11 protein-coding genes are annotated in these 13239 nt (G+C 36.6%); 1 reads left to right on the top strand and 10 read right to left on the bottom strand.

What is annotated here, in order from left to right:
- The coding region (locus F6K40_RS33675; RefSeq protein WP_293142516.1) for a MerR family DNA-binding transcriptional regulator at positions 1–227 on the bottom strand (227 nt) is incomplete at its 3' end.
- Between the two features lie 261 nt (positions 228–488).
- On the opposite strand from F6K40_RS33675, the gene F6K40_RS33670 reads away from it, so the two are divergent.
- Positions 489–2684 carry an N-acetylmuramoyl-L-alanine amidase gene (locus F6K40_RS33670; protein ID WP_293142513.1) on the top strand — a complete coding sequence of 732 codons (2196 nt, stop codon included), beginning with the start codon at positions 489–491 and terminating at the stop codon, positions 2682–2684.
- A 672-nt stretch (positions 2685–3356) separates the two neighbouring features.
- Here F6K40_RS33670 and F6K40_RS33665 read toward each other — a convergent pair.
- From F6K40_RS33665 to F6K40_RS33625, 9 genes are all read right to left on the bottom strand, one after another.
- A complete protein-coding gene (locus tag F6K40_RS33665; RefSeq protein ID WP_293142510.1) occupies positions 3357–5591 on the bottom strand; it encodes a CHASE2 domain-containing protein in 2235 nt (744 codons plus the stop codon).
- Positions 5592–6565: 974 nt separating this feature from the next.
- Positions 6566–7363, bottom strand: coding sequence for a DUF928 domain-containing protein (locus F6K40_RS33660; RefSeq protein WP_293142507.1), 798 nt, complete (start codon positions 7361–7363; stop codon positions 6566–6568).
- A gap of 544 nt (positions 7364–7907) precedes the next feature.
- Positions 7908–8822 (bottom strand): N-acetylmuramic acid 6-phosphate etherase, encoded by a 915-nt coding sequence (gene murQ, locus F6K40_RS33655; RefSeq protein ID WP_293142505.1) that lies wholly within the window; start codon positions 8820–8822, stop codon positions 7908–7910.
- A 439-nt stretch (positions 8823–9261) separates the two neighbouring features.
- Positions 9262–10071: an RpnC/YadD family protein gene (locus F6K40_RS33650; protein ID WP_293142504.1), complete on the bottom strand. Its 810-nt coding sequence runs from the start codon at positions 10069–10071 to the stop codon at positions 9262–9264.
- 73 nt (positions 10072–10144) lie between these two features.
- Entirely contained in the window at positions 10145–10324 is a 180-nt protein-coding gene (locus tag F6K40_RS33645) for a hypothetical protein (protein WP_293142502.1), read from the bottom strand.
- 472 nt (positions 10325–10796) lie between these two features.
- Positions 10797–11030 (bottom strand): hypothetical protein, encoded by a 234-nt coding sequence (locus F6K40_RS33640; RefSeq protein WP_293142500.1) that lies wholly within the window; start codon positions 11028–11030, stop codon positions 10797–10799.
- Positions 11031–11059: 29 nt separating this feature from the next.
- Positions 11060–11731 carry a hypothetical protein gene (locus F6K40_RS33635; protein WP_293142498.1) on the bottom strand — a complete coding sequence of 224 codons (672 nt, stop codon included), beginning with the start codon at positions 11729–11731 and terminating at the stop codon, positions 11060–11062.
- Positions 11732–12121: 390 nt separating this feature from the next.
- Positions 12122–12484 (bottom strand): DUF3110 domain-containing protein, encoded by a 363-nt coding sequence (locus F6K40_RS33630; protein WP_293142496.1) that lies wholly within the window; start codon positions 12482–12484, stop codon positions 12122–12124.
- A 541-nt stretch (positions 12485–13025) separates the two neighbouring features.
- On the bottom strand, positions 13026–13239 hold a 214-nt coding region (locus F6K40_RS33625), incomplete at its 5' end, for a hypothetical protein (RefSeq protein WP_293142494.1).

Raw genomic sequence — 13239 nt, 5'->3', positions numbered from 1 at the left:
ATATCGTCTCGTTGGGAATGGCTCGACACCCTTGCATAACAAACAGTGGTAATTGCCCTGGGCCAACCTGCTGCTTGTTCGATTTCTTCGATTGAGTACCGCCTGTGCCCTGACGGGGTTTTGATTGCTTTAATTTTGCCTTCTTCTTCCCATCGTCTGAGACTTGAGACTGCAACTCCAAGGATGGAGGCTGCTTCTTTGGGTCTGACATATTTCATCTGAAACATTGATTTTTTTCTATCTTAGCACGATTTGTTAGCTTTTGAGCGTTTTAGATAGAAAATTGATAATTTGTTACAAACTCTTTCTAGTTATCCTAAAAGTCATTATGAAAGTGATAACTTGGGTGTAGAAGTAAATAGTTATTAGACTTTACTTTTTGGTAAATGAATATTTTTATATTGATCCAGAGGATTAAATAAAGTATTAGACTTGAGATGAAAAATATATATCCAGGAAATAGTTTGATCTTTCTTAAAAGTACCCAAATGCGAAAAACTCTTATGTTACGATGGTTAGTTCCAAGTTTACTCAGCATTTTTGTCTTAGGAAGTCCCTCTGAAGCTGCAACCTTAGAATCTTGGCAATTTAAAGTTAATGAGAACCAACTATCTTTTACCACAGAAGGTGGCGTTCAGCCACAAGCCCAATTAATTACTAACCCAACTAGGTTAGTTATAGACTTGCCAGGAACAACTTTAGGTGGTATAAGAACTTCTAAAGTTGTGGGTGGAGCTATCAAAGCAGTTAGAGTGGGACAATTTAATTCTCAAACAGCTCGAATTGTAGTAGAACTCAATAATGGCTACACTATTGACCCAAAGCAGGTAAAATTTCGGGGTCTTTCTCCTAGTAACTGGACTGTACAAATACCAACGCCTCAAAAAATTACTTCTACTGCAGATATTAATAATGTTCCACCCCAGTCGCAACCACAGTCCCAACCACAGTCTCAACCTCAGTCTCAACCTCAGTTTCCACCCCAGTCGCAACCACAGTCTCCACCCCCACCACCCACACGTTCGCCTCTATCTCTTAGCACAATAGAAAGGTCAAGGAATCAAAATACAGGAAGACCTACTAACCCTCCTATTGTTAATCAAGTTACAACTAATGGTACGCCGACTCTTGTAGAAGATGTCCAAGTCAAAAAAGAGGGAGTAGTCCTAAAAACAAGTGGTAAATTACCAGAAATTGAACTTAAGGAGAGTGTTGACCGTACTTGGATGACTATTGATGTCCTTAATGCTACTCTCACAGCAAGGGATGTTAAACCAAATCAAAGATTTAATGAATCTGGGTTAACAATTACTCAACTAACTCAACTTTCAACTACACCAGCAGTAGTTCGTCTGACAGTAAGTTTGCCAAATGCAAATACTCAATGGCAAGCTCGTGCTTATGCAGGTGGAATCGCAGTATGGCCTCAAGGGGAAGCACCACCAACAATTAATCAAGCTACTGGTTTTGCGGTAATTAAGTCGGTGGAATTAAAAAATGGTACTGAGTTAGTGGTTACTGGAGACAAAGCTCTTAATTATACCAGTGGTTGGGATTCTGAAGCAGATGCTTATGGAATTACTATATATGGTGCTAAGGTAGATGACCGATTAAAGTTACCAGGGCGAGAGGTTGGCAGTCCTTTGCTCTGGGCAAGAATTCGTCAAGAAGATCCAGAAACAGTTACAGTTCTGGTTAAGCCTGCTACTAATGTTAAAATTGCAGAAGTAACTCAGATTACGGCCCAACAGTTATCTTTGCCTATGGGTTGGGGTAATATTGGAACTGCACCTCCAGGTTGGAAACCAAATTCTACAAGACAACCTTCTACTTTACTTCCTCCTAGTTGGAAACCAAATCCTACACAAGAACCTTCTAGTTCGAGACCATCAATATTTTCACAGGGAAACAATTCATCACCCCAGAATTCACCTCCCCAAAATTCACCTGCTCAGACTCCTCAGAATTCTGCTGAAAATTTCCGTCCAAGACGCTGGCCTTTACCTTGGCCTCGTCGTCGCGATCAACGGCCTAATCAACGGCCTAATCAACGGCCTAATCAACGGCCTAATCAACGCCCTAATAATCGTTATCCTCGTTCTCCTTTTCCCAATAGATTACCTCGACGTGATGGACGACTAATGATAGTGATAGATCCTGGACATGGAGGCCCGACAGATTTGGGTGGAGTGGGTATTGGCGGTCTGCGGGAGAAGGATATTGTATTGCCTATGTCATTAGAAGTAGCTCAAATCCTGGAACAGAATAATATACAGGTGGTTATGACTCGTAAGACAGACCGGGATTTAGATTTACCACCACGCTCGGAACTTGCTAATAGGGTGGGAGCAGATTTGTTTGTGAGTATTCATGCTAATGCTATTAGTATGAGTCGTCCTGATGTTAATGGTTTAGAAACGTTTTATTACCAAAGTGGGCAGACTTTAGCGCAGTATATTCAGAATAGTATGTTGCAGGCTTTTCCGACAATGAAGAATCGTGGTGTGAAGCGAGCGCGTTTTCATGTGCTAAGACATACTAAGATGCCTGCTGTTTTGGTAGAGGTGGGTTTTGTTACTGGTAATTATGATTCTCGGATACTTGCCGATCCTGTTCAACGTAGTCGGATGGCGCAGGCGATCGCTCGTGGCATACTTAGATATGTTCAAGCTTATTCTCGTTAAGATTAGGGAGTAGAATGAGTAATGAGTAATGAGTAATGAGTAATGAGTAAGGAGTAGGGAGTAGGTAGAATGAGTAATGAGTAATGAGTAATGAGTAATGAGTAGGGAGTAGGGAGTAGGGAGTAGGGAGTAGGGAGTAGGGAGTAGGTAGAATGAGTAATGAGTAATGAGTAATGAGTAATGAGTAATGAGTAGGGAGAGTAGGGAGATTAGGGAGATTAGGGAGATTAGGGAGTAGGGACGTTCCATGGAACGTCCCTACAAGGTTTTGATTATGACCTGATTTTCTCTATTTCTCTAATAACCGCTCTTATTGATTAGTTTTCTCATCCCTTCGCTCCCCTTTTGTTCCCCCCTTTCAAAGCTATGCTTTATAAACATCTTTCTTAACATAAAACTTGACAACATAGACAAGTTATGTTTAAGTCTTGAATCGGCTTTTTCAGAAGAAAAGAGTATTTTTCAATACACTTTTTTATGAATGTAGACAGAATTCTTCCTCCCCCTCCTCCCCATCCTCCCCATCCTCCCCACCCTCCCACAAGGGTTTCAAGAGTTCCTTATAAGGGATAGCTTTCAAAGGGGGGTTAGGGGGGATAGATAGCGCGAGTCTTCAACCAACGTTGAGATAAAAAAGTAAATATTCTCCTATCCACAATCCAAAATTATTATCTAACTACCAGTTGTCACCCAACTTTCTAAAATACTTTCAACCTCTGGAGATAGGGCAGTGAAATGTATATAAAATCCACTCTGATCGTCTTTTTTACCTGTTACTTTGGCATAAAAATAATCCATTTTTTCCCCTGAAACAGTTTTAGTTAATAAATGAATCCGCAGGTTACTCATCACATCTACTAAATAATTAGATTTTACTTCAGCAGAATTAGTAGATACTTTGACCAAACTTCCTGACATGAATTGTTCGCTAACTTCCTTTCCCTCAACAACTGCAAACTGAATCGGAACTGGTTCTGATAAATCTACAAATAATTCTGACTTTACTGGTATAAACAAATGATATTTTCCAGAAATAGCTCCTACTTGATAAATAGTTATAGGTTCAGGAAAACCTTTAATTTTGACCGATTTTTGCTGCACAATTTTGACAATAGAACTGACTTCTGCAAGAGTATTTTCTGAAATCAGAATTTCACCTCCCACTGTATAAGATTCAATCCGAGAAGCTAAATTAATATTACTACCAACAACTCCATACTTAGACCTTTTCTGACAACCAATATTACCAACTACAACTTCTCCTGTATTAATACCAATTCCCATCTGAATTTCTGGTAAACCTAATTCCTTTAATTTAGCGTTCACACTAGGCATTGATATTTGCATTGCTACTGCACAAGCAACTGCTTTTTCTGCATCATCTTCTCTCTGAGTAGGAGCGCCAAAAATAACTAAAATTGCATCACCAATAAATTCATCAATAGTACCGCCATATTGATTAATTACTTCTGTCATTTCCTTTAGGTAAATATTCAGCATAGCAAAAATTGTTTCTGGTTCTGATCTTTCAGATATAGCAGAAAATCCTCTTAAGTCAGACATCAAAATTGTCACCTTTCGCCGTTGACAATCTAATTTTAATCCATCGGGATTTTCTAATAAATTCGCTACTACTTCATCAGTCAAATAACGACTAAAAACATCTCGAATATATCCAGCAGTTTTAGCAATAAAAGCTGTGATAGCGATCGCCGATAAACAGATAGCTAACAATGGAGTTATTACTGGTATCCATAAACCCCATAAAAAAGCATAATAACTGATGGAAAGTAAACCACCAGTAAGCACAAATAAACTAATAATAGATTTACCAGAAAATTGAGAAAAACCTCCAGAATAGCGCCATTTCCAAGTAATGCCTGCTCCTATTATTGACCAGAAAAAAATCCATATCCACTCTAAAAATTCCGGCAATGATTTAATAAGATTCATCTCACCAAGAGCAGAATTAATAATCAGACTGGTAATATTGGCATGAATTTCTACCCCTGACATTTTTTCAGGAATCCCAATAATTTTACTGCTGTAAGGTGTGAAGAATAAATCTTTTTTACTTTCTGCTACTGAACCAATTAGAATGATGCGGTCGCGTATTAATTCTGGTGGAACTTTATTATTTAAAACATCAGTTACTGAAACCTGTTGAAACGTATATTGTGGGCTGCGATAATTAAGGATAATTTGATATCCTTTAGCATTAGCTTTTATATAACCACCATGATTATTTTCAAAAGGAATAAATACAGCTTCTCCCAATTGTAAATATTCAGGATTAACTGTTGCTGGTTTAGGAAAAATTTTAAGATTTTGTAGGTAAATTGTTGCTAATTTCAACCCGAAACTCGGTACTATTTTTCCCTCCCTATCTGTTAAATATAAAAAGAATCGCCTAATTTTACTATCAACATCAATAGGCAGATCATTAGCACCAACTTGGTTCAGTTTATCTAAAATTGGTGGAGGATTAATTGGGGAATTAATTTGATTACCAACTACCTTTCTAATACCAATTAAATTTGGTGTAGATTCAAATACTTTTACTAATTTTTCATATCCTGGTTCTTCTGGTAAATCTCGAAATATATCTAAACCAATTGCTGCTGGTTGATATTTTTTCAAGTTTTCTATTAACTGAGCAAGGAGTTCATCTGATAAAATTGTCATTCCCAAAGTTTGTATATCTGATTCATTAAATCCGACAATTAATATTCTTTTATCTACAGGTTTTTGGGGACGAAATCTAATGAATTGATCGAATGCTGCTAACTCAAATATTTGTAAGCTGCCTGTTAAGTATAACCCAATTAATAGGATAGTAATACTAGGAGCAGTAACTAATAAGCCACGCCATTTCCAAGCTAGCTTTTTAATTATTTTTTGCCACATAAAAAATTCTTTTTTTTTGATTGCTTTTCAAAGGGAAAAAAGAAGTTTTTTTTCTTCTTAAAGCAATGCATGAGGATGGTGAGGTACAGTTGAAGATTGAGCTCTATTTTTGCAGTTCAGGTTTCTTATCTTTAACAACCTGGAAGGTTGTGTTACCAAAATTACTAAATGAAATTTTGTACCTCACGCGCCTCCGAAATTTCTGTAATCAATCGTATCCCTAAAAGATAAAAGTAATTATTAATTGTTAATTGCTGAATTTTAACTTTTGACTTTTAACTGTTGACTTGCCGATAGAGTGGAATGCTATTATTCAGCTTTTCCTTGGTAATAATTCTACACCAAGTAATTAATTAGAAAGATAGTTAATATGCTTTTAGAGTAACTTTTAATTTTGCTCAATCTTTCAACTTTGATTCTTTCTTCAAAAAGAATAAATTAATGCCTGGCAGCTAATAGCTGATGGCTGAATTCTTACCTAAAAAAGCCTCTCCATTCATGGAGAAAAAGCGGTCGTTAAAGTTTGCGATAGCATTCCGTCAGGAAAGTTTCCCGAAGGGTTGGATGGTGAGGTTTCCCTCATCTTGCAGAGCTACTCCGAAGTACGCCATATCTAATCGACTAACTTGAGAAGAAAAAAATTTCTTTTAACTCAATCCTTCTATTACAGAAGAAGTAATTATTAATTATTAATTGTTAATTAGGACTTGCTGATTAAATCTAAAAGGTATTGACAGATCAAGGTTTTAGCCGATAATTGTCTTTCATGTATTACAATATTTTTACTCTAAAGAGCTGCATAAAGTTAGAATTTTTGGTTAACGCGAGGCAGAAAAACCAAGGGGTAATTCTTCCTCCTACGTTCTCTAAATTCCTTACTTCTCCAGTCTCGAGTCTCGAGTCTCCTGACTCCTATCCTCACCCATAAGATTGTTTCAGCAAACCCTAATTCTTAATTATTGAAAGAGCATGATTTAATCTTCTTTTTGACAACAATCTAATATAGGTGCTTGAATTAATTCTTCCTTAGCTTTAGAGTTAGCAGAATTAAATAATTCTTCCCAATCATTTATTAACTCAGGATTATCTGGATTTAACCTCCGAAGTTCTACCATACTTTCTAAAGCATCATACCAAATTCCTTGGGAAGCATAAACAGTTGGTAGACTTAGAGGTGTGACTCCTGCTAACTTATTATAGAGACTTTGTTCTGGTAGAATACGTTTAATTTTACCTTCAACAGATGGGTTTACGCTGGTAGCTGGGAATTCAGAAATGCAAGATATTTTTACTTCCCAGGAATAGTTTTTTCCTACTTCTAAAGGAGGTGATTTTTCTGGAGGCAGCTTAATCCTAATAATTCCCGATTTTTCAGGTAGCTTAAAAACATGATTATACACATCATTCTGCTCTGAATCTCTGATAAAAAATTCTGCTTCTTGAGCATTTTCATAAGGTGGAATATATACATATAATGTGGGATATTTAGATATAGTTAATCCCCATTTTGTTTCTGGCAGTAAAAGAGTTAACTTTTTATTTTCTAATAAACATTCACCACTACCAGGAGATGGACCACGAGTTGCTGGAGATTCTGTACTTGGAGGTGCCCCCCGATCTGGAGGTTTGTACGTTTGAGAAATTTTCCAACTACTACTAATATTTCTGAAGGTAGTTATTGCTAAAACAGGTCTTTCTAGAACAGCAGAAATACTCCATAGTTTTATTAGTGTAGTAACTGATAAACTAGCAATTAATAATAGGTATTTCATATTAGGGAGTAGGGAGTAGGGAATAGGGAAAGTAGGGAGTAGAAAACAAGTGAAAAATATGGCGTTGTTTAATGGTAATGATGTTTAGATTAAGTAAAATGCGAAAAAAGTATATTTTACGATATTACCTTCAGCTATTGATCATTACATTTCAGCAACGCCAAAAATATTTACCCCGTCAGTTGTATCATATTAATCACTGAGTCTCTTGTATATATCTTATCTATTTCATACCAATTCACTTTGTATAAAACCTTAATGTATGATATCAAATCCGAGGAAATTGGACATAAAAAAAATCTCAAATCGTCATAATTACTCAATCTTTGTAATTCTCTCCCCTCCTGACTCCTGAGGACCTACGGACGTTTAGCTAAAGCACAACGCAGGTTAACGCTACGCGACATGGAAAGCGCAGCATTCCCTATAAGAAAACGCATTTTTGTTATGCAACGTCCCTACCTCATTACTCCTTACTCATTACTCCTTACTCATTACTCATTACTCATTACTCATTACTCCTAACTTATGACTTCCCATGGGACTATATTCCTACTTTTTTCAGAGCTGCCGTGAGGTTACCTTGGTTCTCAGATAATATCTTATCTCCCTCTTCTTTTTCTAAATTACTCCAGTGCATCAAAAGTGCTAACTTAACTGAATCACCACTTTTATTTAATAATTCCCTCGCTTCATCCCTACTTAACTCAGTTAAATCCTCAATAATTCGTAAGGCCCGATCGCGTAACTTACTATTTTTTACCGCCACATCAATCATCCGATTACCATAAACTTTGCCTAATCTCACCATTACTCCTGTTGATAAGATATTCAAAGCCATTTTTGTTACTGTTCCTGCCTTCAGACGGGTTGAACCTGCTAATAATTCTGGGCCAACCAACAACCTAATATCTACATCTACCTCTACACTAAATTGTTCTACAGGCACACAAGTCATAAAAATTGTCTTTGCCCCCCTTTGTTTTGCAGCTTCTAAAGCACCATGAACATAAGGAGTTGTACCACCAGCAGTAATACCGACTATCACATCTAGATTTGTGATATGGCGCGAAGCGATCGCCTGACGACCATCTTCCAAGCTATCCTCCAAATCTTCGGAACTGCGGACCAAAGCTGCCGCACCTCCAGCAATAATTCCTTGTACCAAATCTGGAGGCGTACAAAATGTTGGGGGACATTCAGCCGCATCCAATACCCCCAAACGGCCACTTGTACCAGCTCCCACATAAAACAATTTACCACCTTGAGCCAAAGCCTCAGCCGTTATGTCCACTGCTTGAGCAAGTTGTAAACGGGAAGAAGCGATCGCCTCTAAAGTCCGACGATCCTCTTGGTTAAATAAGTCTACCAACTCTAAAGAACTTAACCGATCTAGATTATGACTATTGGGATTAACCTGTTCGGTTAACAAATGACCTCGTTCTTGTAAATTTTTCATATCAAATCTTGATAAATTATTCCAAAAATGTTTTATGACGCTACTTGAAAAGGGAACAGGGAATAGGGAACAGGGAACAGGAAACTATCAAAGGGTTTGAGCATTTAGAACTTTCCTAATCTTTGTTTCGACTACTATATACACAAAAGGGAATAGGGAATAGGGAATAGGGAATAGTGAACAGGGAACAGTAGACTATCAAAGGGTTTGAGCATTTAGAACTTTCCTAATCTTTGCTTCGAGTGCCATAGTCATTCTGAATAAGACTGGGACGAGTGTTTCTTTCCTTGAAAGGGTTTCAGCCAAAAAAAGTGTTTCATTCTTATTTGAAATGACTAAATATACAGAAAATATAAAAAGAAATATTGTAGCAAAGGCAAAAAGATTGCTCTCCTACTCCCCTATTTCCCTACTCCTTAATTGACACTTATTCTCTGATTCAATTGTTCTGTTTTGAAGATTTATTTTTGATTAAATCTAAGAATTCCTCCCGCGATAAATTCAGCAATTGAATTAGTATTTGAGCATATTCATCAGCAGACAAATTTAATAAAATTTCTACAGCTTCTACTAACTCTTGATCGATTTCGCCAAATTGAGTTTTTAGCAAGCTTCCCAATACAATCTTTTTTCCTTCTATTCGCCCTTCTTCTCGTCCTTCTTGCTTCAAAGTTTTATGCCATGCGAGACGAGCTGGCAATATATTCATCATTAACTCTGTGTCTTCCGATTCATTTATAATTAACTCAAAAAATTCCTCCCTTGATAAATTCGGTAATTGAATTACTATTAGAGCATATCTACTAGGAGATAATGTTAATAGAATTTTTACAACTTCTAATAACTGTTGGTCAAGTTCCCCAAATCGACTTTTTAACAGGCTTTCCAGTACAATCTTTCGTCCTTCTTGTCGCCCTTCATTTCGTCCTTCTTCTTTCACATCTTCACGCCATTTAATATAAGCTGGCGATGAATTTGTAAAGAACTCTGTGTCTTCTGAGCCATTTTTGATTAACTTTAAGAATTCCTCCCGTGATAAATTCGGTAATTGAATTAGTATTTCAGCATATTCTTCAGTAGACAAATTTAATAGAGTTCCTACAACTTCTAATAACTCGTAGTCAAGTTCACCAAATCGAATTTTTAGGAACCACTCCAGTACAATCTTTCGTTCTTCTTGTCGCCCTTCTTCTCGTCCTTCTTGCCTCACAAATTCACGCCATTTGAGATAAGCTGGTGATAAATTCATAATTAATTCTCTCTCCTCCGACGTTAAATCTTATTTGATTTCTAATTGGGTAATTTAGCGCTTATTCTCTCATTCAATTATTCTGTTTTGAGGATTCATTTTTGATTAACTCTAAAAATTCCTCCCGGGATAAATTCAGCAATTGAGTTAGTATTTGAGCATATTCCTCAGCAGACAACTTTAATAAAGTTTCTACAACTTCTAATAACTCTTGGTCGAGTTCGCCAATTTGAGCATATTCTTCAGCAGACAACTTTAATAAAGTTTCTACAACTTCTAATAACTCTTAGTCGAGTTCGCCAAATCGAGTTTTTAGCAAGCTTTCCACCACAATCTTTCGTTCTTCCTTGACCGAAAAATTTGGGTTTCAAGCCGACTCTTTCAAGGGGATAAAAAAAGTTCAATTCCGTATTTTCAAGCCTCCTGGTTCAGCGGTCGTTACTGATAACTGATAACTGAAATGACGTCCTTCTTGACCGAAAAATTTGGGTTTCAAGCCGACTCTTTCAAGGGGATAAAAAAAGTTCAATTCCGTATTTTCAAGCCTCCTGATTCAGGGGTCATTACTGATAACTGATAACTGATAACTGAAATGACGTCCTTCTTGCCTCACAAATTCACGCCATTTGAGATAAGCTGGTGATAAATTCATAATTAATTCTCTCTCCTCCGACGTTAAATCTTATTTGATTTCTAATTGGGTAATTTAGCGCTTATTCTCTCATTCAATTGTTCTGTTTTGAGGATTCATTTTTGATTAACTTTAAGAATTCCTCCCGCGATAAATTCAGCAATTGAATTAGTATTTGAGCATATTCTTCAGCAGACAACTTTAATAAAGTTTCTACAACTTCTAATAACTCTTGGTTAAGTTCACCAAATCGATTTTTTAGCAAGCTTTCCAGCACAATCTTTCGTTCTTCCTGACGCCCCTCTTGACCGAAAAATTTTGGTTTCAAGCCTCCTCTTTTAAGGGGATAAAAAAAGTTCAATTCCGTATTTTCAAGCCTCCTGGTTCAGCGGTCGTTACTGATAACTGATAACTGAAATGACGTCCTTCTTGTCTGACATCTTCACGCCATTTCAAATAAGCTGGTGATAAATTCATAATTAATTCTCTCTCCTGCGATGTTAAATTTTGTTTGGTTTCTAAATAATTTGTCCAATTTGCAACCTGTTCTAGTGCCAGAATTCTTAAAGGATTTTCTGGTGATAAATCACCTAATTCTAACAGAGCCGATTCTTGAGTTTTTCCTTTGCCTAAAATTCTTAACCAAAGTGTTTCTGGTATTACTGGTAATTGATTAATTGCTATTAGATTTGTTTTCAACCCAGGGGGAGAAATGTAAACTCCTGTCATCTGGTTTTCTGGGTCTAGTTGAAAACCAAAACTATCGCTCAATTTCTCTGAAGCAGAAGTAGTTAATATCCATAATTTAGGCAAATCTATTTCATTAATAGATTCTCGATTCCGTCTAGCTGCTCGTTGCAATTCACTCTGAACATAAAATAACTTCAGCAAACAACTACGAACTTCATTTAAGGTTGGTTGATTCCAAAAAGGTTCAATTAAACAATCACTCAATAATATTTGACTTAATACTCCTAAATTGAGGTTAGAAGTAGGAGGTTTTGAGGCTGGATAAAAATAAATATCCACCTGTCTAACAACTCCCGTCACCTCTCGACTAATTTCAACTTCACCAAAGGTTGAAAGTAATTCTTTGAGGTATTGTTTGGCAAATTGGTCAAATCAATTCAAAATTAAAAATTATTAATTCAAAATTATAACCTCTGCCTAAAGTCAGAGGCTTGAAATAAAGAAAATATTTTTGATTTTTTCGAGCTTTTAAGAACGAGGCTTAAATCCTTAATTAAACAATTATTGAAATTAAGTTATAACCAAAATTTTTGAACTTTGAATGCGCGAATTTTGAATTCAAAAAATAGTTAAATAATCCCTTGAAAGTATTGAATTGAAATGTAAAAGTGTTCAGTCTGTTAAATCTTAATGAATGAATTTTGAATTTTGAATTTTGAATTTTGAATTTTACAAAAGACCCTCCAATTGACGCTTAATTTTATCTAAGTCAGTTTCAGTCTTTTCAGAAGTTTGGTCTGTTTCTAATTCCCAATCAGTCTTTTCTACATTATGCTCTGGAGGAATCTCTAACTTACCTGCTGGTATAACTTCCCAGTCATAATCAACACCCCTACAGAATTCCATAATTTCTTCTTCCTCAAACTCTTCAACTGTAGGAGTAGGAAAATCTTGAGCTTCTAGTAATACAGCGAAACGGGTAGCATCATCCTCAGACTCAAACATATATACCTTATTACGATCGCCCATCTGAATCGTATGTATCCCCTCATTTTCAGTTCTGGCATTAAACAGTAAAACAAATACTCGCATAAATTTTCCACACTTTAATAGACTATTGTTTTGTCTATATTAATAGCATAAAGAAATAATTTACCTAAATTTATAGATGTTTCTTAACTTTTCTATGTTTTCTTGAGGGGGGAGCAAAGAAGTATTCAATAATTAATAATTAATAATTAACAATTAATAATTAGGGTTTGCTGAAAAAGTCTTATGGGTGAGGGTAGGAGTCAGGAGACAGGAGACAGGAGACAGGAGGAATAAGGAATTTAGAGGAGACAGAAGGAAGAATTATCCCTTGATTTTTCTGCCAATAGTCAACCCTTTCATCCTAACTTTATGCAGCTCTAAGGAGAAAAAAATTGTACTTTTTCAAGACCATTATCGGCTAATATCATGTCCGGATAATCAGTGATAAAAAACCTTTATCCCTTTAAAGCAATATTCCCTTTTGCTGCCCCCCTTTCAAAGCTATGCTTTATAAACATCTTTCTTAACATAAAACTTGGGCATTATTGACAAGTTATGGGTAGGTCTGGGTTCGGCTTTTTCGGGAGAAAAATGTATTGAATTAGACACGCTTGAGTGAAGACTGTAGACAGAATTCTTCCTCCTCATCTTCCCCATCCTCCTCATCTTCCCCATCCTCCTCATCTTCCCCATCCTCCCCATCTTCCCCATCCTCCCCATCCTCCCCATCCTCCTCATCTTCCCCATCCTCCTCATCTTCCCCATCCTCCCCATCCTCCCCCTCCTCCCCCTCCTCCCCAATCATGGTACGGCAT

The sequence above is a fragment of the Okeania sp. SIO3I5 genome (genome assembly GCF_010672085.1).
In the GTDB taxonomy this organism is placed as follows: domain Bacteria; phylum Cyanobacteriota; class Cyanobacteriia; order Cyanobacteriales; family Microcoleaceae; genus Trichodesmium.
This window is presented reverse-complemented; position numbering and strand designations above follow the sequence as displayed.